Consider the following 19,784-nt stretch of genomic DNA (forward strand, 5'->3'; position numbering starts at 1 on the left):
TAACTTGCATATTACTTAGAACTAAAACTCTTGTGGGGTGGGCAGGATGCCCGCCCTAATTATGTAAATTAAAGGTTTATCAACGTAAGACTACCGATAATTTAACCAAGTTCCATGCCAATTTTTTGACCAGCTACCATGTAGCGAAAAATATACTCCGCTATCTCCAGATAGTTGCTCACACCTTCTAGTGAAGAAGCCCATACAGTAACTCCGTGGTCGCGAATGAGCAGAACTGGCACCTGGGGCATTGTGGTCTTAAAGCGAGCATAAATCTCATCGGCAATCTGGGATACTTCTAGATGATTGGCAAAAATCGGTATTACCACCTGTGGGTTTTCTTCCCAAACTCCTAGACCTTTAAGCATTTCCAGAGGCGGCAAAGGCAGAGCATCACCGATTATAAAGCGAGAAACCAAGTTGTTCTCAATGGAATGGACGTGGTAGCAGGCTTGGGCATCTGGAAATAGGCTGTAGATTGCTGCGTGAATGCTCGTCTCAGCTGATGGGCGTTTTTGAGGATGAGACTGCGTAGGGGCGAGGTACGCCTCGCTCTTACAGGTATCCAAATTCATAAGCACAAAATCATCAGTGATTAGCTGGCCTTTGGGGCATCCACTGGCCGTAATCCAGAAGCTACCATCCGGCATTCTTGCCGAAAGATTGCCAGCTGTGCCTATCATCCAGCCCATCTGATAGAACTGACGGGCAGCAGCGATGAGAGTAGGGCGCGGATCACTACTCATAGGATTTGGGATTGTAGTATAGATTGCGAGCGCAAATCTACTGAAGCGGGGCGCAAGCGAATTTCCGTATCAGTGTACTCAGGTACCCAGCCCTCTCTACTTGTGAAGTAGCGCACAGCTTTAATCTGCCGTAATGCTGTTAGATAAAACCAGTGTTCGGTGCCAGCAGGCACGTTGATATAATCCTCAGGCTGCACCGTCAGTTCTACCTGGCTACCGTCAGGACGCACAAACCCAAAGATGCCCTCACCGGCAATGATGTAACGCACTTCGTCATCGGCGTGAGTATGGACTCGATCAAATTTGGACAGCATAGTGTCAAGATTGGGGACGCTGGGATGCAGCGCAATCAGGTCGCGCTCCTGATAGCCAGCATTTGTGGCCAACTGCTGGAAGTAGATGTCAAGTGCTTTCAGTACCTGCTCTTTTTCGACATCACTAAGCATATCCTGAGCCAGCAAGGCTCTCAGTTCCGGATCTCGCCCTATCTGCCAGCAATTGATCTGGACATTCAGAGGAGCAAGCTCACGTACAATGTCACTCAGTTGAGTGTATGTAGTACCGTCTTCAAGTCGCAAGATAGCCATAGGAAACTTCCGTTGTTATAATTTCTGCATTGCTCATGTTTCTGCAACAATCTTTATCATGCCCAATTCCGTTTTACAAGTCATCGATAATACTTTTAATGCTAATTATTTCTTTTAGCATTAATGCTATGGTTAGCTCCATAATCAAGTCCCTGTTAAGTAGGTTGGCGTTAAAAATTGTCGTTACGGATTTTACTTAAGGCTTCACCTACAGTTAATCCTCGTCGCAACCGCACATATTCAGTTGTCATTACCCGCCCAGCAGTGCCTTCTGCATAGCCGAGAATCGTTGCTGTTGCTTGTCTTTGTTCTGGACTGAGTTGTTGTAATAGCCGTTTAACTACTCCTGCTGGTAGTTCATCAAATAATTCTGCTCTTTCATCAGGACTCATTTCTTCCACTAGATGTACCACTTGGACATCATGGAGAGAATTAATTAGTTCTTCTTGTACTTCTGTAGGTAGATATTCAAAGACATCTATTGCTTGATCTTTGTTGAGTAACCGGAAAGCGATCGCTCGCTGTTTTCGGTTTTTTTCCGTTCACCTACTTAGTTGATGTTATTACTCCTATAATTCAGACTTATTAGCTCCAAGAAGTTCAATAGTCACAGGTAATTAGTTGTATTTTATTAAATTTAGTCTTGCCTATGATTGCATGGATAGGATCACTCTCTTTATCTTTATAAATAGCAACTTCAATTAATTTTTATTTTCACTGTGACGCTGTAGAAAGCTGTAAAAGACGCTTCGCTGTTGACCATCTGTATCATCCCACACAGCACCTGCAACACTACACCCCCCAGCTTCACACCTCTGGTAAACTATCAAATACCTGCTTAACTAACTCCTTAGTCTTATCTTCCAAATTCTGCCAATCCACTTCTCCCGATTCATCGATTAAACTAGTGTCAATATCCACTGCGGAATTTTCACAACCGTAATTTAAAAAACATACTTGGTAACAAATATTCCACAAATCTACATTAATTTGCTGCTCTTGACGTTGCAAGCGCAGATGGTATCCTGGATGGGGCATAGGCAAATGAGTCAGAGTCTCCTTAATTTCCTCTACCTGTTCCGGTGTAGCAGTTTCCATAGCTGTCAACAACTGATTTATCAAAGCTTTTGTTTCATCAGTAATGTTAGATGGCCAAATCAGCACATCATGGTAAGTTCCTTTCCAGGAAGATGTATCTAGATGCTTGCGAATATTATCGACAACGCGAATAAAAGCAGGTTGCATGAGGATTTCAGCTTGCTGCCATGTAGTGTAGTTTGTTATCTTAGGTGGCATTGCTAATTAACAGAGATACTAAACAAAAAGTAAAAATTTGTTGGTTTTCTTCAAGAACTGTGTTGTTAGTCTAAATCTTTTCTCAAGATAGCGGATTTCCTAGAAGAAAATTTGGAGATATTGACTACCATCTGGAAAATTAGGTGTTAAAACTGGGGAGGGAATATGATAGGCAAATTATTAGACCATCGATACCAAGTCATACGCATTTTGGCAACTGGAGGATTTGGTCAAACTTATATTGCCCAAGATACCAGACGGCCTGGTCATCCCATCTGCGTTGTCAAACACCTCAAACCTAACAGCACTGACCCCACAATTTTTGAAACTGCTAAACGGCTATTCAACAGCGAAGCCGAAACTTTAGAAAAACTGGGTAATCATGACCAAATACCCCGACTGCTGGCTTATTTTGACGAAAATCAAGAATTTTTCTTAGTTCAAGAATATATTGACGGACATACCCTGAATGAGGAACTCATACCCGGCCAACCTTGGAGTGAAAGCCAGGTTATGCAACTGTTGCTAGAAGTTTTGGGTATTTTGGAGTTTGTCCATCAAGAAGGTGTAATTCACCGCGACATCAAGCCAGATAATATCATCCGTCGCACTGCTGACTATAGACTAGTTTTAGTAGATTTTGGGGCAGTCAAACAATTAAGCTCTACATTAGTTACCGCTGGGGGACAACTCACAGCTACAGTAGCTATTGGTACACCTGGCTATATGCCTACTGAACAAGGACAAGGTAAACCCCGTCCTAATAGTGATGTTTATGCCCTTGGTATTATTGCTATTCAAGCATTAACAGGAGTCCCAGCCAAGCAATTACAAGAAGATCCGAATACAGGTGAAATCCTCTGGCAACATTTTATTCCTGTTAATTACCGCTTGGCAGAAATCCTCAGTAAGATGGTGCGTTATCACTTCAAAGACCGCTACCAAACTGCTACGGAAACATTGCAAGCCTGTAGAGAGTTGCTCAATCTTACTTCTGTATCTTTCATACATTCAGAGTCTCCCAAACAAATTAGCTACCAACCCCCCAAACCTCTGTCTCAAGTATTTTCACAGCAGCATACAGTGGCTATTGCTCCCGCTAATCCAGTGGTTAGCAAACCGGTTCATAACGACTCTTCTAGCCAACCAGATCCATTACCTTTATTAATTGGCATCCTATTAGCAGGTGGTGCAGCTGCTTTGGTCACAAATTTGTATCCCAATGTGAAAAATATAGCTGCTAATTGGACAGGGAACAACAGCACATCAGCTAAAAACTGCTCGGCCATGGTGGCGGCTAATTCTAATATCCGTTCTGAACCAAGTGCGATTAATTCTGATAATATTTTGAAAACTGTGGGTGAGGACAGTGGCTTTGATGTGACTGGTAAGCGGACAAAACGAGGTTGGATACAAGTTAAGCTCAAATCAGGACGTTTGGCTTGGGCGCACTCGGATGTGATCACCAATGAAGATCTATGGATTGCTTGCTTACGGGATCAAGGGGTTTCTATTCAAACTGTAGAAGATAGTCCCTTAATTGCATCTCGACCAATTCCCAAACCTCAACCAAAACCTATTCCTGTAGTGACTCCTGCGCCAGAAACTTCCGCACAATCAACTTCTGAACCGGAAACAGCCAGTGCTAATGCGGATCAGGAGAAAATTGTCGAAAAAGCCAGACAGAAGTTTGAGTCAGGAGATTTGCCCGGTGCGATCGCTATACTCAGATCAATTCCTGCTAATGCTGCTTCAGGAATCAAAGAAACAGTCCAGACAATTAATCAATGGCAACAAGATTGGGCAAAAGCAGAAGCACTAGCTAATGAAATTAATCAAGCTATTGATAATGGCCAATGGGATAAAGTTCTAGCTTATCGAGATCATCCAGAAAAGTTACCCAATATCAAATACTGGCAAGATAAATTAGAACCCATGTTTAAACAAGCCGCAGAAAATGTCGCTAAACAGGCTCTGACTAAGAAAAATAACCAAAGTAATCAAACTACTTCCCCAGAAAAACCAGCTAAGACTAACACACCAACCACAGCAGGGGAAAATTAAAAATTACAAATTACAAATTAAAAAAGCAGATTACACAAGCTTTTTAGGAATTTTTAATGGCTCAGTTATTTCTGTCAGCCTATACTAGTACAGCTTCGACAAATTTCAAAACCCAAAAATATGGGCGGGTTGACAAAATATCTACTATCTACAGATATTTTGTCTAAAGCCGCTTTTAGCTGATGGTTATAAAATGCAACTTTCAGTTTTGAATTTTAAATTTTTCAGTGTAGTTCGTCGTATTCTGCTGTTTCCATTCGTCTAGCTTCTGTGCGGGTGGAAGGTAAAAACTCAGCCCGTCGAACAGTCGCTAAGGGTGGTGTAGGTCCGTTGTAAGGGTGAATTACCTGCACAGTGCGGGTAGGACGATGCTGTTTTGGAGAAAACAAAGCCAAGACACCAGCAACCACAACGCCACCACCAATAGTTAGTGTCGCCCCACCAACGGCCCAAACTATGGGTGAAGACCACCAAGGATTTTGTTCAGGTGGTAGTGCAGCTACTTTTTGTTGATTAAACTGTTGGGCTGATTCCCACTGCTTCTGGGTTAAATTTTGGGCTTGCAGCTGAAGTTGTTGGTTTTGCAACACTAACTGTTGGTTGTCGCTTTTCAACTTCTCCATTTGCATATTCAGCTTTTCCATTTCTAGACGCTGGTCAGAATTGGGAGCAATAGGTTGTTGATTGGGATATACTGGTTGCCCGTAAGGCGGATACTGCATCGGTTGCTGCATTAACTGAGGCGCTACAAACGTGGTGGGCATTTGTGGGGCAGCAGCGAAGTTAGATTGTATAGGGGTATTTGTTCCTTTTAGTAATAGGAGAGCCGCCAGACCAGCTACAGCAACTCCGCCGATAAATGCCATACTTTCACTCATCGCTTTTACCCCTTAACCACGACGGCAGCATAAGTTAACTTTGACTGACTTACTCTCACACTCATAATTGATTGCCTATTTCAACTTATATAAGACTCAAACTATAAGCAAATTGATCAGGTAGTTTTTTTAAACCTGGGATGTGCTGTTAACATTCAAGACTATATCAGTCAAATTGTCCACTAATGGATGATAAAAAAACTACCCTGTTATACTTTTTAATCTACTTTCCCCAAATCATCAAGAGGTAGTTTTGATAGCTGTCTTCAGATTTTGGCAAAATTGAGCGATCGCACTGAGTCCCTCTTCCGGTGTCCCATCTGCTAATCGCTTGACAATAGCACTACCGACAATTGCGGCATCTGCGCCCCATTCCCGCACTTGACGAGCTTGTTCAATGTCAGAAATACCAAAGCCTACGCCGATAGGTTTATCTGTAACGTTGCGAATTTGTGTGAGTAAATCGGAAACTCGGCTTTCCATTTGCGATCGCATTCCTGTTACCCCAGTCACACTGACCAAATAGATAAATCCTTGAGAAGCACGAGCGATCGCTTCTATCCTCTGGGCAGAACTTGTGGGAGCCACCAACAAAGTTAAATCTATTCCCACCTCACTCGCTGGTTGCAACAACCCTCCTGCCTCTTCTAAAGGTAAATCAGGAACTACTAAACCCGCTACACCAGCCGCCTTAATTTGCTGGAGAAACTTTTCAATTCCTCGATGTAAAATTGGGTTGTAATAGGTAAATAAAATAATTGGTGCTTTTAAGCTGGGAGTAGTTGCTTGTAGCATTTCCAGCACCTGATCCAATGTAGTCCCCCGTTCCAAAGCGCGGGTAGCTGCTGCTTGAATCACAGGCCCATCTGCCAAAGGGTCAGAATAGGGAACACCTAACTCAATAATATCCGCTCCAGAGCGATCTAAAAGTTCCAAAGCCTTAGCTGTGGTTTCTAAATCTGGATCACCGGCAGTAATAAACGGAATCAGAGCGCACTCTTGATTCCGTCTCAGGGTTTCAAAACAATGGGAAATTGCAGTCATTGGTCAGAAGAAGGGAATTGGGAATTGGGAATCGGGAATTGGGAATTGGGAATTGGGAATAGTTAGAAGGTTATTCTCCGCGTCCCCGTGTCTCCCCATCTCCGCGTCTCCCCATCTTCCCATTTTCCCTGTCACCTGTCACCTGTACCCTGTTACCTAATTTCCTGATTCTATTTCAGCTTGAATTTTTGCTAATTCTTCAGGAGTTAGTTCATCTAGTCGCTTTTGCAGGAAAGCTTTTTCATACTCTTCCCGTTGTTGATGGTAGGTCATTTTTTTACTACCTGCTCGGAAAAGATATGTGGCTAACCAGCCTATTAAGCCAACAACCAGTAAGAATTGGCTCCAAATACCAGCATTCTGACCGTCTAAACCGATTAGCTGCAATCCTGCATAAGCCAAGCCACCAGCCACAAAAACACCCAAGCCAATTCCGATTGCATCAATGCGTCGCATGAGAATGATGACCTACCAATCTAAATTAAACAATTTGTCTACGCCGGGGTCGCAAATTCACAATCGGGGAGAGCAGTAACAAACCCGGAAAGAAGAAGAACACTAAAAAGTACATAAACCCACGCTCTACAGAGCTTGCTGTGTACCAACGCAGCTTTAGATAAAGCATTACAACCATTGGTACTACCAGAAGATAAGCTCCGGCCAAAATCAGATACAGTAGCGCTACAACCATAATTCTTTGTCGGATTATATGAGACTATTTGGTGCGTCCACTCCTCATGATATGCTGAATGGCTGAAGCAAGGGAAGTATCATTCTTGGGTTTTGCCAGGAAAGCAAATAAATTTTCCAAGTACTTGTCATAATTGGAAAAAACAGCTAAGATTATGATATAATGTGATTTCGCAATCAAACGCGGCTGAGTAGCTAAGTTAAAAAACTCATAACATGAGTAGTTAATTTAGGTGCTAAATAAAAAAAGTAGTATTTGAAAAAAACTTTTAAAACTACTTGCACAAAAGACGCAATTGATGGTGGAATAGATGAGGAGGTTTTTTTACCTCCAGATTCAGAAACCCTTGGGGGTGTGGCGGAATGGTAGACGCTACGGACTTAGAAAACTGAGCCTTGATAGAGAAATCTTTCAAGTGGAAGCTCTCAAATTCAGGGAAACCTAAATCTGTTTACAGATATGGCAATCCTGAGCCAAGCCCAGAAAATTTATAGTTGAGATTTTATTTTGGAGTTAAATCTAAAATTCTAAATCCAAAATTCGGGGAAGGTGCAGAGACTCGACGGGAGCTACCCTAACGTAAAGCCGAGGGTAAAGGGAGAGTCCAATTCTTAAAGCCTAAAGTTGCTCAAGTAACAAGGCAGCAGTGAAAGCTGCGGAAGAATGAAAATCCGTTGACCTTAAACGGTCGTGGGGGTTCAAGTCCCCCCACCCCCATCAAAATAATTAAAAAAAATTAGCTGATGCAAATGCCACAGCAAATATTTTAAGAAAAGTAAAGGCAACGTTGGGATTAAATCTCGATATAGTCTATAGGGGCGCTTTGACTACGCATTTAAGAGTCCGTTTTTGGGCTTTTTCAGAATCCCCGTGTCTTTAGACCGGGGAGTGTCAACTATTTCTCGCCTTTCATGATGAAATATAGCTAAATCTTATTATAAAGTTTTATCTGTTTAAAAATTTATATTAAACAAAATTTTTGCTTTATATTTTCTTAATAATTAATTGAGAATTATTTTTAATTAGCAACGCTATTGCAATACTTTCAGCGATCTGCTATGATTTAGAGGAATTCGTAAAATCCATTATTATGTCTATTTTTAGTATTTAGTTGTAAGCATGAGATAGAAAGCCTTAATATATAAGTCTTTCAGGAATCATCAAAAATAAACTATACAAAACTTAACCAATTAATCAGGGGTTACAAAAACAAATTTTGCCAAACATTCGATGCTGTTTTTTGATGGCTAGAAGTTTTGATATTGACAAAAAAGATAAATTGTGGTAGTTAAACCGCCTGAGCATTTAGTAACTAGCTGGGAAAACGTTCGTCGAGGGAAGCTAAGGTAGCGCCGGCGATTTCAGCTAAGATGCTAATGAGACGATAGAGAGCGATACCTTTTATGTGGAACGCTACGCGTTGGCGCAGCCTGTCCGTAGGACTTACGGTCAATCAATTTTGGATTTACGATTTTGGATTTTGGATTTACTCCACCCTCAAGTGTGGAGCTTGAGGATTTTAGATCGGCGATTTTGGATTAATTCCGCCCTGAAGGGGCGGGGCTTGTACCGAAAATTCCCAATCCAAAATCTAAAATTTAAAATCTAAAATTTTCGGTTAGCTATCTCTTCGAGTCCCGTAAGGGATACGCTATCGCTTATATCACATCGAAGTTTTTTATCGTTTGCGGGTGAGCGATAACATTTTTATGACTCCTGATTTTTGGGTAATTCTTAACCCGGAAAACAACAGTAAAAACTTAGACAATATGCTCCCTGAACTCGTTGTGCAGTGTTTGAAGAGCGATTTCTAGGTATTTCCAGTGTATCCACCCTACATATCCTCCATAGACACATTTTCCTGAACGATCAGTAATAAAAACATGATCAACGCCTGCATGGTTTTTCCAGGTGTTAATGGTTACGCCATTTTTGAAAACGAGATGAGGATGAGACTTAGAAAAATCTGTTTTGTTCGCATCAGTTATGCCCTGCACTCTTTGTAGTTGATTGATAAGCTGCATAACTGTGGGTTTACTTGCATCCCTTACAACGTTTACCTCTATTGATGCAATGATATATTCCTTTCCCCCTATGATGTACAGACCTCGTTTTGAATACGAACCAGCGATCGCTCCATCTACATAAAACTCGAATCTTCCCAGCCACTCATACTTTCCATTCACCAACCTTAAGGGATCATCTTTGATAGAGTTTGTGTTAACAACGAGTGTGATGATATTAATACCCTTACAAAGGGATGGAGTAATATCAATGCTTGCTCCTGCTTTGAGTGCAAAATGCCGATCATTTACATTGATATGTCCTGTATCCCGTACCTCAACTAAACTTACTTGTACAAAACTTATATCGCTTATCGAGATAGTGTTGGTTGCCATATTTCATACCTTAAAAGGGTTAGTTCTAGAGTATTTTCTGCTGGTGTTTTGTTTTATGTTTTATTACCCGTTCTCTGGTTCAAGGGTTAAACCGCGATAGACTTGCTCAATGGGGAAACTGAGATTGATGCTCTTTAGTTCAATGATGTCGCCTTCTCCATAATTAATAATCATCCATTGTCCTGCATCATTTTTGTGATACAGGTCGATTTCGATGCTGGTGGAACTAACCAATAGGTAATCTTTCAATACGGGGTTATTTTGATACATTCTGAACTTGCTACCGCGATCGTAGGCTTCGGTAGTTTTGGAGAGAACTTCAACGATTAAGCAGGGATAGGTAAAATAGTTGGAAGTATTTTTATCTCGTTCATCGCAAGTTACACTCGCATCTGGATGGGTATAGTTATTCGTCTCGACAATATTCACCTTGATATCAGAATTCCCAGTTATACAACCACTATTCTCTAAATGGGCATCAAACATGGAGGTGAAGCGGATAGCAATACGACCGTGGTTGACGCTACCGCCGCTCATGGCATAAACTTGACCGTCGATCAGTTCGTGTTTTTCTAGTTGCTTTTCTTCCCAAGTGAAATATTCTTCGGGGGTTAGGTTGGGGAAATTTTCTTTGGCTACGATCATGGTGGAGTTAGTTCCTGTGTAGAGAAATTGGTGGTATTACCTTATTTTAGACAAACATTTTTTGGAGTAAGCCTTTTTTATACTGCAAACGGTTCATAATTTAACCAAATATGGAACCCCTCTCCAAACCTCTCCCCGTACCTCTCCATAACCCTCTCCTAAGAGGAGAGGGAAAAGGAATAACATTTAATACTGGAGAGGCTTAGAACTTAGCTTTTTCATTACTAAAAGGTAAAGTTCCTAACCGTTTTGAGTATAAATTGTTCGGTTTGGTTGATTTGGCGTTTTCAGCAAGCCCTAATTAGCAAGGCGTTCGTCGAGGGAAGCTAAGGTAGCGCCGGCGATTTCAGCTAAGATGCTAATGAGACGATAAAGAGCGATCGCACTAATTACTAAAGCGGTGGGGAAGTGATACTGTAAAATTGTCAGTGCTGTAGCTTCAAACACGCCGATTCCACCAGGCGCACCGGGAACAACCAAACCTAAAACCCAAGCAAAACTAAAAGCACCCAGTAATAAAGGAATGTGGCTCAAGTTTAACGAACCCAGAGCAAACATAGTTAATATAAAACCAGTTCCACGCAGTCCTAGAAACACCAATTCTCCCAACAAAGGTCTTAGAGGATAGCGTTTAATATTTAAACTACTAATAGGCTGATTTTCAGAATTAGATTTTTTGGATTTTAATCTATATAAAAAGCGAATTGCTGGATTCAAAACCCAAGGATGAACCGCACCAAGTACCACAACTAAACTCAGCAATTGCAGAATTTGTAACCCCAAATTAGTATTATTAACTGCAAATTGACTACCGAATAAAACAATAATAATTAAAGCCGCTGCAAGCATGAGTAAAGGTTCTAGCAAAACGCTTAAAATCGCTTTACCAGCAGATACATTAGCATTTTTAGCCGCCAAAATTCGTCCATAGTAATGCCAGACATTACCAGGTAAATACTTAGCAATATTCGTTTTTAGATAAACTTGGATAAATTGAGCAGATGATACAGGTTGATTTAACTCTTGCAACACCCAAGTCCATATCCAACCAGCCCATGTGTGTGCAAGTAAAGTTACACCTGTAGCAATTGCTAAAATTGCCCATCCTGCCGCATCAATACGGATAGAAGTTACTTCTAGCCAATTATCCTTCAGTGCTTTTCCTAAAAAAAACAGCGTTCCCCCCAAAATAAACCAACGTAAAATTTTCTTCATTATTTTGATTATTTGTGGAATTTAATGATTAAATTGCCCAAAATAATTATATTAAATAATCTCTCTCTCTAGTTAGATAAAATTAGAATTTTCTCAGAAGTAAAATGTAACCTACGCTAGAGGTTGCTGTAGTTATATTCTTTTAAAATTGGTAGGCGTTGTTGATGTTAATAACTTTAGTTTTTGGCGAAAACGACGATTTGAAGTTTAATCCTGGATAAGGAGGAGTAAGTGAAAAGTTTGATAAATTTCTTGAAAAAGCTGCAAATACGCCAGATTTTAACTATCTTTTTAGCAGGAATATTGTTGATAGTTAGCACGGCTTGTAGCGGAGTAAATGCTCAAGGTGAAAATCCCAAAAATACTCCTGTACAAGCAAGTGGAGCAAATAATCCTTATAAGAGTGGTAGCGACAAATATACAAACTTGCGAATGTCTACAGACCCAAAAGTAACTACTGAATCCAGGAAGTCAGAAGATGATCAAGCTAGTTTACCTTTCAATTCACAATTATTAATAGCCGCCCATAAAGAATCAGAAATTCTTTATCCTGGGGGAGAAACACCTGCCGGTAGAGTTAAGAAAGAGGCAGAATTACCAAGAATCACAAAAGAAGAATTCAAACATCCTGAACCAGGTGGATTAATTCAGCGCGAACCAGATTTAGGAACTCGCATTCAAAAGCGAATAGAAACTGTAACAGAGTCAGTGGAAAAAGCTTCAGAATTTTTACAAGAAAAAGCAGATGAAGCAAGTGCTAGACCTGAATTACAAAAAAATCCAGCCGTAGGCAAATAGGATTTTATTTTTTTGTCAGACAACATACAAGGAGAAGAAAATGAAAAGAGTAATTATTAGTTTGCAGAATCTGCGCCCACTGAGAATTTTAACAGTATTTTTGGCAGCAAGTTTTCTGTTTTTAGCACAAGCTTGTAATCGTCCCACCATAGCCGGACAACCACCCCAACCAGCAGGACAACCACCGAATGTTCAGCAATATAATCCCACTACAGATTATACTATTCCTCCCTATGAAGGGGGAATTAACAACTTTAGTGATGTAGATCCCAGAGCGAAAAAATCAGAAAAAGCAGCCAAAGAAAGAGCAGATGAGCTAATAGAAAATGCTCAGAGAAACGTTGAAACCAAGGGAATTGATAGTACTGAGCAATATGTTCGCAATTATCGTTCAGGAACACCCTTTGGTGAAAGAGTAAAAAACTTAGGTGAAGATGTAGGAAGTTCGGCGGAAGAATTGCGAGAAGGTGTAACCAGGGGGACTCAACGAGGAGTAGAAAATCTTCAGGAAAATGTTGGAAATGCTGCTAAAGGATTGACACAGAATGTGCAGCGCGGCACTGATTAAATATAATTCACCTTAATTCCCGATTTTAGGGTGGATATTAACCACCCTATGATGATTAAAGAATGCCCTAATTAACCAACACCAACAAATAAATTATCTGCGTTTATCTGCGTTTATCTGCGTTTATCTGCGGTTTTTTTATCATATTTTTTCTCCAAATACCAAGTCTGTAAAGCTAGGCGTTGAACTTCCAGCCAGGGAATATTATGTTTTCGTGCTAAATCTGCACAATCTTCGTATTCGGGCTGCACATTAGTAATATTCTTTTCTTTCTTTTCTGCTGTTTTGTCTTTCCAAGCCACTTTAATACGCACCATGCCATAAGGTGTTTCCACTTGTTGAATTTCCCGTTGTAAAATATGGCGTTGTCCAGAAATTCGACGAATTCCTAAAGTAGTAGTTTCGCGGAATAAAACCTCTTCACAACTGGCCAATTGTGCTGGATGACAAATGACGGTTAACAAAATCCCTGGACGAGATTTTTTCATTCCTATTGGTTGAGTAAAGACATCCACCGCACCAGCTGCGAATAAAGCCTCAAACACATAACCAACAGCTTGGGGATTTAAGTCATCAATTTGGGTTTCTAGTACAGAAATTGTTTCTAAATTTGGACTAGTATCCGCAAAATCAGGAATATTTGTCTGTAAATTCGTAGTTTCACCGAGCCAGAGGCGTAGTATATTGGGGATGGGTAAGTCAAGGGAACCTGCTCCTAGTCCCACTTTTTGGAGGGTAATTGGCGGTGGTGAACCAAAACTTCTTGCTAACGTAGTAGCGATCGCAGCCCCGGTCGGTGTCACCAGTTCTCTGTCAATACCGTTGCTATAAACTGGACAACTCCGCATTTCCCAAAGTTTTAATACTGCGGGTACAGGTACTGCCATTTGACCATGTGCAGCCCGAACAGTTCCCCCACCAGTCGGAAATGGTGAGCAGTATAGAAGGGGTAATCCTTCCTGATTGCTGTCGATACCCAACCAATCTAACCCCAAGCAAGTACCGACAATATCCACAATCGCGTCTACAGCACCCACTTCATGGAAATGAACTTTTTCAGGTTCAATGCCGTGGACAGCCCCTTCTGCCAATGCTAACTGGCGGAATACAGCTAAACTCCAAGCTTCCGCCTGTGATGGCAACTTGGCTTTGAGAATCATCTTCTCTATTTCTGGTAAGTGGCGACCATGTTGATGATTGTGTTCGTGGTGATGGTGGTGATGGTGATGTAATAAATCTACATGGATTTTGGTTGCTTGCTGAGTTTGACGATGAACAAGTTCTGCCCGTAATTGGTATTCTTGCTCAATTCCCAAATTGTTGAGTTTTGCCACTAAATACTCTACGGGAACACCTAGACTTACTAAGGAACCCAGGCACATATCACCGGAAATACCCGTTGGACATTGAAGATAAGCGATTTTATTCATAAATTAGTCATTGGTTATTAGTCATTGGTCATTGGTCATTGGTCATTGGTCATTGGTCATTGGTCATTGGTCATTGGTCATTGGTCATTGGTCATTGGTCATTGGTCATTGGTCATTGGTCATTGGTCATTGGTCATTGGTCATTGGTCACTCCCCTTCTCCGCGTCACCGTGTCTCCCCTTCTCCGCGTCACCGCGTCTCTCCCTCCCCGTCATTGGTCATTGGTCATTGGTCATTGGTCATTGGTCATTGGTCATTGGTCATTGGTCATTGGTCATTGGTCATTGGTCATTGGTCATTGGTCATTGGTCATTGGTCATTGGTCATTGGTCATTGGTCATTGGTCATTGGTCATTGGTCATTGGTCATTGGTCATTGGTCATTGGTCATTGGTCATTGGTCATTGGTCATTGGTCATTGGTCATTGGTCATTGGTCATTGGTCATTGGAGAAAAACCAATACCCAATCCCCGTGTCTCCCCTTCTCCGCGTCACCGCGTCCCCTTCCTCCCATTGTTACTATTTTCCTGCCAATGCAAAAGCCCCAATCTCAACCTCAGCATCTTTTATGGCAAAAATTTTCACAATTCATCCTGATAATCCTCAAAACCGCCGAATAGATGAAATAAAGTTGGCGCTCTCTAGTGGCGCTATCATGCTCTACCCGACTGATACAGTCTATGCAATTGGTTGTGATTTGAATGCCAAGTCGGCGGTGGAAAGAGTGCGACAAATCAAGCAGTTAGCGAATGATAAACCACTGACCTTTTTATGTCCCTCGCTTTCTAATGTGGCGACTTATGCCTTCGTAAGTGATACAGCCTATCGGATTATGAAGCGTTTGATACCAGGAAGCTACACGTTTTTGCTACCTGCTACCAAGTTAGTACCGCGACTGGTACAAAATCCCAAGCGTAAAACGACGGGAATTCGAGTGCCAAATCATATTGTCTGTTTGGCATTGCTGGAAGCGTTAGAAAATCCGATTATTTCCACTTCGGCACATTTACCACCAAATGATGTAGAGGATGGAATATTTGGAGTTAATCCAGATTCTATTCTGTCGCGGGTAGAGCTATTTGACCGTTTGGATAACTTGGTAGATATTATTATAGACACGGGCGAAGAGCCGACTTCTGAAGTGTCTACCATTTTAGACTTGACGGATGAAGAACCAGTAATTACACGGAGGGGGTTAGGTTGGGAAGCAGCAGCAGCTTGGGTATAATAAGAGAGCTTTACAAGTGCAATCATCTGTTTCGGAAATTGTGATAAACATACTCCAGTTTTGAAATTTTCCCACTCACAGGCTCTGGGAGCGCGGAACACGGGATGGCGAAAAATCTGGGCATTCCCATGCTTTAGATTAGTTTTCCCACTCCACCAAGACCTATGTCTTAAATTTGATCTAGTTGCTGATAAAAAAAGCGACACAATTGACAGGCCCTTAACTTTTGAAATTTCCTACAGTCTTATAGGTGAGCAATACCTGTGGTGGGTCTTGGTAAATATTAGCAAGATTCTCCAGTTAGAACTGGCCTTAAGTACTGTGTCTGCGTTTTAGTTAAGGTGCAATACCAATTTCAGGAAAAGTCATGAAAGCTAACCTCGTCAATCTGCCAAATTCTACACCTGCTTTTGACACCGATGTTTCGACCGAAGACTTATCAGATGGTAACACTGATAGTTTAGTACAACTGCTAGGTCAGGAATTGCAGACTCAAGTTAAAGCTTCTGTTGGGTGTGTGCAAGCTATAGCCGAGCGCATAGCCAAGGAAGTAGAACGCATTTGTGATAAAAGCTCTCGCATCCAAACTTCTGGCCAAATCAGGTCTTGGCAGATTACTTTAGCAAGACATCGAATACAAAAGTGCTTGCGTTACTACCAATTGGGTTCAAGACAAGGACGTGTGGAATTACATAGCAGTCTGGGTGCTATTGTTTATCGCCACGTTACAGTTGCCGGCTCAGAATTAGGTTTTGAAGCTCGTTACAATCTAATTGAAGATTTTCTCCAAGCTTTTTATATCGAAGCGATTAAAGCTTTTCGTCGGGAAAATGAATTACCTGAAGATTACACACCTCGTACTCAGCTACAACTAGCTGAGTATATGGCGTTTACAGAGCAGTATGCTAAACGCCGGATTAATTTACCTGGTGGTGCTAATCAACAATTGATTGTATTACGCGCTCAAGGTTTTGCTCGCCGTCAGCCTCAAGAAACTACTGTCGATATTGAGATGGCTGTGGATTCGGCTAAGACTGAAGAAGCAGAATCTTATCAACGTAATTTGGCAGTGCAGCAGATTAGGTCGCAAATGGTTGCTAAACCTAATTTTGATCCATCTGAGGAGTCGGAACGCGATCGCGTGATTACAGAATTGATGAAATATCTGGAATCTCAAGGTCAATCTGACTGCATGGATTACCTATCTCTTAAGCTGCAAGACCTCTCAGCACCGGAAATTGACCAAATTCTTGGTCTTACTAGCCGTCAACGCGACTATTTGCAACAACGCTTTAAATACCATGTGGAAAAATTTGCCAAACAACACCATTGGCAATTAGTACATCAATGGTTAGGTGCTGGTTTGGAACATAAGTTGGGTTTATCTTCCCAGCAGTGGGAGATCTTTTGGAACCAACTCACAGAACAGCAACAGCAAATCTTTAATCTGAAAACTGCTCTTGAGAATGATCAAGCGATCGCAAAAGCTGTCCAATGTACCCCCAAACAGTTACAAAAGCGCTGGACTCAAATGTTAGAACTCGCATGGGCTATCCGCAATGGTCATGCTGAAGTTAAAACTTGCTGAAGCCAAGCTGAAATCGCTCAATTTATCTGAAGCCCTGCTCCACTTTATACACCTGTTGTTACAAAACAAATATCTCCTCTATTTCTCCCCCAGTAACGGGAGAATTAGAGAAGAAGGCGGTGATCATAACCAGTTAATACCCCTGGTTTGACAATTTTCACATCTGACCACATCATTTCCTTTACAGTCTTTAGCAACATAGCCTTTATCTTTATATCAATACATTTGTTTTTGAGTACAAAATTACTATAATATTTCTAGTTTTTGATTGATTTATCTCATCAAAAATTCTTATACTCGACAATTTCCTGTCCCTTCTAAGGAATCCTAATATGAGGAACCCTTTTGAAGATAATCAGGATAAATATGACTCAGGGTGGAAAAGCAGTTACATCTGGTAATGTCTTAGAAAACGCTGTAGAAGGGACTTTGTTGGCACACAAATATGTCCAAGTGGGTTCTGATTTACCAGAAAAAAAACGCCTTGAATGTCTTTTAAACTCGAATAACATCATCAAAAGATATGCAAAGCAGGTTCATGTCGGAAAAGGAATTTATGGTAGCGAAATAACTGTAGACTTTTACATTATTGGTTCTAAATCAATTTCTTCAGGACTGATTATTGAGTGTAAATGGCAGCAAACTAGCGGTTCCGTTGACGAAAAACTCCCTTATCTAAATTTAAATATTCAAGATTGTTATCCAGCAGCAGCAATCGTATTAATTGACGGTGGAGGTATGAAACCACAAGCCATATCATGGTTAACCAAACAAGTTGGGTATAATCAGAATTTGCTCGCAGTTCATAATTTAAGTTCCTTTATTGCCTGGTCTAACAATCATATTTAATATGAAGTTACTAATACTTCAGTAATTTTTCCACGCTTTTTAGCATTGGAATTAATTGACCTGCTTGCTGATATGGTATGAATATTGAAATTGCTATAAAGGTCACGAATAAATTTACAATCTGAATTAGATAGCATAACTTTTACACCACGTTCAGCTAATTTTACAAATACATCTTTTAATTCAACTTGCTGACTTTCCGCAAAAGCATTGCGACTGTAAGCTGTAAAATAGCTAGTTTCACTGACAGGATAATATGGTGGGTCAAAAAAAACAAAATCATCACTGCTAGTCGCATATTTTAAGACTTCGGTAAAATCGGCTTGTTGAATGTCTGCTTGAGAAAGTGCTTGTGATGCAATTCGCAAAACATCTTCTTGACAAATACCAGGATTTTTATATTTACCCAAAGGCACGTTAAATTTACCTTGAGAATTGACTCGATAAAGACCGTTAAAACAGGTTTTATTCAGATAAATAAACCGAGCCGCTTTTTCTAGATTCGTGCCTTCAGGATAGGAACGTACATCATAATAATAATCTCGATCATATTTAGTATGTCTGTCTTTATGTTTTTGTAGTAGTTCAATTAATTCTTCAACATGATCTCTAACACAGCGATAAGTAGTAATTAATTCGGCATTAATATCAGTTAAAATTGCTGTTTTAGGTTGCAGATGAAAAAAAACAGCCCCTCCACCTAAAAAGGGTTCATAGTAAGTATGGAAATTCTGGGGAAAATAATCTTCATATTGCGGAATTAACCGATTTTTACCCCCAGCCCACTTTAAAAAGGGACGTGGGCAAATTTCTTTGGGGATTTGACTTACCATTTATTTATGATTCAACTAAAACTCAGCTATTTGACACTCTCAGCACTAAAGTGACTGAGATTCTTTAATCAAAGACATGACTTGCTCAGACAGGATTTCTCCAACCTGAGTAGAGGACTTATCTCCTAAAGCGTTGCTTGCGTCTAGCGCAAAAGTTCCCGTATGCCCTACGGTACTCAATCCTCGACTCAGGATATTTCTAGCTGCATTCTCATCTCTATCCATGACACAACCACACCTGCAAGTGTGAGTACGAGTGGATAAAGTCTTTTTAACAATTTCACCACAACTAGAGCATTCCTGGCTAGTATATTGCGGGTTTACCGCAACTGTGACCTTCTGAAATACCTTACCAAAATATTCCAGCCAGACACGGAACTGATACCAAGATGCGTCATTTATTGACTTAGCTAAACAATGATTTCTCACCATATTTTTTACCCTTAAATCTTCATAAGCTATCAAGTCGTTAGACTGAACTACGCACCGTGCTAATTTCACAGCATGGTCTTTACGTTGCCTACTTATTTTCAGGTGGCGTTTTCCTAAAATATGTCTAGCTTTGCCTCGATTTTTTGATCCTTTAACTTTCCTAGAAACTCGTTTTTGAGAACGCTTTAAAACCTTCTTACCTTAATTCACAGCACTTTTCCCGCGATTCAACCCTTGATATGAATATCCTACTGAAGTTATTTTTAGTAACTAGATGATTAGACATCTCCGGTAAATACTGTAGAGACGTTCCATGGAACGTCTCTACAAGGGTTTTAGGTCACGCATATTTAATTTTCACCAGATGTCTATTGAATCGTGTCAAGAAGTTGATGAATTGCCAGGGACTCGTTCAGCGGCATTATAGGACTTTCCGTTAAACCTAAACGCAGGCAGCGCATAGTTTCTTCCGCTTCCCTAATGAGGCCAATCC

20 protein-coding genes and 2 pseudogenes are annotated in these 19,784 nt (G+C 40.8%); 7 read left to right on the top strand and 15 right to left on the bottom strand.

Going from position 1 to position 19,784, the window contains the following annotated elements; all coding sequences use genetic code 11:
- Positions 1-101 precede the first annotated feature (101 nt).
- From mtnB to A9Y75_RS19885, 4 genes and pseudogenes are all read right to left on the bottom strand, one after another.
- Entirely contained in the window at positions 102-746 is a 645-nt protein-coding gene (gene mtnB / locus A9Y75_RS19870; RefSeq protein ID WP_071191275.1) for a methylthioribulose 1-phosphate dehydratase, read from the bottom strand.
- Positions 743-1,333, bottom strand: coding sequence for a cupin domain-containing protein (locus A9Y75_RS19875; protein ID WP_071191276.1), 591 nt, complete (start codon positions 1,331-1,333; stop codon positions 743-745). Before A9Y75_RS19875 ends, mtnB begins: the two co-directional genes overlap by 4 nt.
- A 185-nt stretch (positions 1,334-1,518) precedes the next feature.
- Positions 1,519-1,860, bottom strand: a pseudogene (locus A9Y75_RS26835) (magnesium transporter); the annotation flags it as partial.
- A gap of 280 nt (positions 1,861-2,140) precedes the next feature.
- Entirely contained in the window at positions 2,141-2,629 is a 489-nt protein-coding gene (locus A9Y75_RS19885; protein WP_071191278.1) for a hypothetical protein, read from the bottom strand.
- 165 nt (positions 2,630-2,794) lie between these two features.
- Between A9Y75_RS19885 and A9Y75_RS19890 the strand changes: the two genes are divergently transcribed.
- The gene (locus A9Y75_RS19890) at positions 2,795-4,693 is read left to right on the top strand and encodes a serine/threonine protein kinase (protein ID WP_071191279.1); all 1,899 of its coding nucleotides are present in this window, start codon (positions 2,795-2,797) and stop codon (positions 4,691-4,693) included.
- Between the two features lie 224 nt (positions 4,694-4,917).
- Here A9Y75_RS19890 and A9Y75_RS19895 read toward each other — a convergent pair whose 3' ends face one another.
- The 8 genes from A9Y75_RS19895 to A9Y75_RS19920 all read right to left on the bottom strand — a co-directional run bounded on the left by A9Y75_RS19895 (position 4,918) and on the right by A9Y75_RS19920 (position 11,565).
- Positions 4,918-5,571: a heterocyst differentiation related protein gene (locus tag A9Y75_RS19895; protein ID WP_177176252.1), complete on the bottom strand. Its 654-nt coding sequence runs from the start codon at positions 5,569-5,571 to the stop codon at positions 4,918-4,920.
- Positions 5,572-5,811: 240 nt separating this feature from the next.
- Entirely contained in the window at positions 5,812-6,615 is an 804-nt protein-coding gene (gene trpA / locus A9Y75_RS19900) for a tryptophan synthase subunit alpha (protein WP_071191280.1), read from the bottom strand.
- Between the two features lie 3 nt (positions 6,616-6,618).
- A complete protein-coding gene (locus A9Y75_RS30245) occupies positions 6,619-6,750 on the bottom strand; it encodes a hypothetical protein (RefSeq protein ID WP_269086317.1) in 132 nt (43 codons plus the stop codon).
- Positions 6,751-6,771: 21 nt separating this feature from the next.
- On the bottom strand, positions 6,772-7,071 hold the full coding sequence (locus A9Y75_RS19905; protein ID WP_071191281.1) for a DUF3007 family protein: 300 nt from the start codon (positions 7,069-7,071) through the stop codon (positions 6,772-6,774).
- Between the two features lie 25 nt (positions 7,072-7,096).
- Positions 7,097-7,306 carry an NAD(P)H-quinone oxidoreductase subunit L gene (ndhL, locus tag A9Y75_RS26840; protein ID WP_083389684.1) on the bottom strand — a complete coding sequence of 70 codons (210 nt, stop codon included), beginning with the start codon at positions 7,304-7,306 and terminating at the stop codon, positions 7,097-7,099.
- Positions 7,307-9,066: 1,760 nt separating this feature from the next.
- Entirely contained in the window at positions 9,067-9,705 is a 639-nt protein-coding gene (locus A9Y75_RS19910; RefSeq protein WP_071191282.1) for a hypothetical protein, read from the bottom strand.
- 63 nt (positions 9,706-9,768) lie between these two features.
- Positions 9,769-10,350: a Uma2 family endonuclease gene (locus tag A9Y75_RS19915; protein WP_071191283.1), complete on the bottom strand. Its 582-nt coding sequence runs from the start codon at positions 10,348-10,350 to the stop codon at positions 9,769-9,771.
- Between the two features lie 297 nt (positions 10,351-10,647).
- Positions 10,648-11,565: a lysylphosphatidylglycerol synthase domain-containing protein gene (locus A9Y75_RS19920; RefSeq protein ID WP_071191284.1), complete on the bottom strand. Its 918-nt coding sequence runs from the start codon at positions 11,563-11,565 to the stop codon at positions 10,648-10,650.
- A gap of 231 nt (positions 11,566-11,796) precedes the next feature.
- Between A9Y75_RS19920 and A9Y75_RS19925 the strand changes: the two genes are divergently transcribed.
- Complete coding sequence (locus A9Y75_RS19925) at positions 11,797-12,363, top strand: DUF6658 family protein (RefSeq protein ID WP_071191285.1); 567 nt, start codon at positions 11,797-11,799, stop codon at positions 12,361-12,363.
- A gap of 40 nt (positions 12,364-12,403) precedes the next feature.
- A complete protein-coding gene (locus A9Y75_RS19930; protein ID WP_071191286.1) occupies positions 12,404-12,931 on the top strand; it encodes a hypothetical protein in 528 nt (175 codons plus the stop codon).
- 113 nt (positions 12,932-13,044) lie between these two features.
- Here the strand turns inward: A9Y75_RS19930 and larC are convergent, their stop codons facing one another.
- Entirely contained in the window at positions 13,045-14,361 is a 1,317-nt protein-coding gene (gene larC / locus A9Y75_RS19935; protein WP_071191287.1) for a nickel pincer cofactor biosynthesis protein LarC, read from the bottom strand.
- 24 nt (positions 14,362-14,385) lie between these two features.
- Between larC and A9Y75_RS26850 the strand changes: the two genes are divergently transcribed.
- The 4 genes from A9Y75_RS26850 (at position 14,386) to A9Y75_RS19950 (ending at position 18,026) form a co-directional block, all read left to right on the top strand.
- Entirely contained in the window at positions 14,386-14,958 is a 573-nt protein-coding gene (locus A9Y75_RS26850; protein WP_236721478.1) for a hypothetical protein, read from the top strand.
- Complete coding sequence (locus A9Y75_RS19940) at positions 14,930-15,589, top strand: L-threonylcarbamoyladenylate synthase (protein ID WP_071191461.1); 660 nt, start codon at positions 14,930-14,932, stop codon at positions 15,587-15,589. Before A9Y75_RS26850 ends, A9Y75_RS19940 begins: the two co-directional genes overlap by 29 nt.
- A gap of 367 nt (positions 15,590-15,956) precedes the next feature.
- On the top strand, positions 15,957-17,177 hold the full coding sequence (locus A9Y75_RS19945; protein WP_071191288.1) for a HetZ-related protein: 1,221 nt from the start codon (positions 15,957-15,959) through the stop codon (positions 17,175-17,177).
- 366 nt (positions 17,178-17,543) lie between these two features.
- Positions 17,544-18,026 carry a PD-(D/E)XK nuclease superfamily protein gene (locus A9Y75_RS19950; protein WP_071191289.1) on the top strand — a complete coding sequence of 161 codons (483 nt, stop codon included), beginning with the start codon at positions 17,544-17,546 and terminating at the stop codon, positions 18,024-18,026.
- Here A9Y75_RS19950 and A9Y75_RS19955 read toward each other — a convergent pair.
- Positions 18,023-18,859, bottom strand: a complete 837-nt coding sequence (locus tag A9Y75_RS19955) for a DNA adenine methylase (RefSeq protein WP_071191290.1) — start codon at positions 18,857-18,859, stop codon at positions 18,023-18,025. The genes A9Y75_RS19950 and A9Y75_RS19955 overlap by 4 nt on opposite strands.
- Before the next feature lie 45 nt (positions 18,860-18,904).
- Positions 18,905-19,492: pseudogene (locus A9Y75_RS19960) on the bottom strand (transposase); the annotation flags it as partial.
- Positions 19,493-19,784 lie beyond the last annotated feature (292 nt).

Source organism: Trichormus sp. NMC-1 (genome assembly GCF_001858025.1).
In the GTDB taxonomy this organism is placed as follows: domain Bacteria; phylum Cyanobacteriota; class Cyanobacteriia; order Cyanobacteriales; family Nostocaceae; genus Anabaena.

What these genes read in the sequence shown, in the direction of transcription:
- mtnB (WP_071191275.1), bottom strand. Translation starts at nt 746, where the DNA reads ATGAGTAGTGATCCGCGCCCTACTCTCATCGCTGCTGCCCGTCAGTTC.
- A9Y75_RS19875 (WP_071191276.1), bottom strand. Translation starts at nt 1,333, where the DNA reads ATGGCTATCTTGCGACTTGAAGACGGTACTACATACACTCAACTGAGT.
- A9Y75_RS19885 (WP_071191278.1), bottom strand. Translation starts at nt 2,629, where the DNA reads ATGCCACCTAAGATAACAAACTACACTACATGGCAGCAAGCTGAAATC.
- A9Y75_RS19890 (WP_071191279.1), top strand. Translation starts at nt 2,795, where the DNA reads ATGATAGGCAAATTATTAGACCATCGATACCAAGTCATACGCATTTTG.
- A9Y75_RS19895 (WP_177176252.1), bottom strand. Translation starts at nt 5,571, where the DNA reads ATGAGTGAAAGTATGGCATTTATCGGCGGAGTTGCTGTAGCTGGTCTG.
- trpA (WP_071191280.1), bottom strand. Translation starts at nt 6,615, where the DNA reads ATGACTGCAATTTCCCATTGTTTTGAAACCCTGAGACGGAATCAAGAG.
- A9Y75_RS19905 (WP_071191281.1), bottom strand. Translation starts at nt 7,071, where the DNA reads ATGCGACGCATTGATGCAATCGGAATTGGCTTGGGTGTTTTTGTGGCT.
- ndhL (WP_083389684.1), bottom strand. Translation starts at nt 7,306, where the DNA reads ATGGTTGTAGCGCTACTGTATCTGATTTTGGCCGGAGCTTATCTTCTG.
- A9Y75_RS19910 (WP_071191282.1), bottom strand. Translation starts at nt 9,705, where the DNA reads ATGGCAACCAACACTATCTCGATAAGCGATATAAGTTTTGTACAAGTA.
- A9Y75_RS19915 (WP_071191283.1), bottom strand. Translation starts at nt 10,350, where the DNA reads ATGATCGTAGCCAAAGAAAATTTCCCCAACCTAACCCCCGAAGAATAT.
- A9Y75_RS19920 (WP_071191284.1), bottom strand. Translation starts at nt 11,565, where the DNA reads ATGAAGAAAATTTTACGTTGGTTTATTTTGGGGGGAACGCTGTTTTTT.
- A9Y75_RS19930 (WP_071191286.1), top strand. Translation starts at nt 12,404, where the DNA reads ATGAAAAGAGTAATTATTAGTTTGCAGAATCTGCGCCCACTGAGAATT.
- larC (WP_071191287.1), bottom strand. Translation starts at nt 14,361, where the DNA reads ATGAATAAAATCGCTTATCTTCAATGTCCAACGGGTATTTCCGGTGAT.
- A9Y75_RS19940 (WP_071191461.1), top strand. Translation starts at nt 14,930, where the DNA reads ATGGCAAAAATTTTCACAATTCATCCTGATAATCCTCAAAACCGCCGA.
- A9Y75_RS19945 (WP_071191288.1), top strand. Translation starts at nt 15,957, where the DNA reads ATGAAAGCTAACCTCGTCAATCTGCCAAATTCTACACCTGCTTTTGAC.
- A9Y75_RS19950 (WP_071191289.1), top strand. Translation starts at nt 17,544, where the DNA reads ATGACTCAGGGTGGAAAAGCAGTTACATCTGGTAATGTCTTAGAAAAC.
- A9Y75_RS19955 (WP_071191290.1), bottom strand. Translation starts at nt 18,859, where the DNA reads ATGGTAAGTCAAATCCCCAAAGAAATTTGCCCACGTCCCTTTTTAAAG.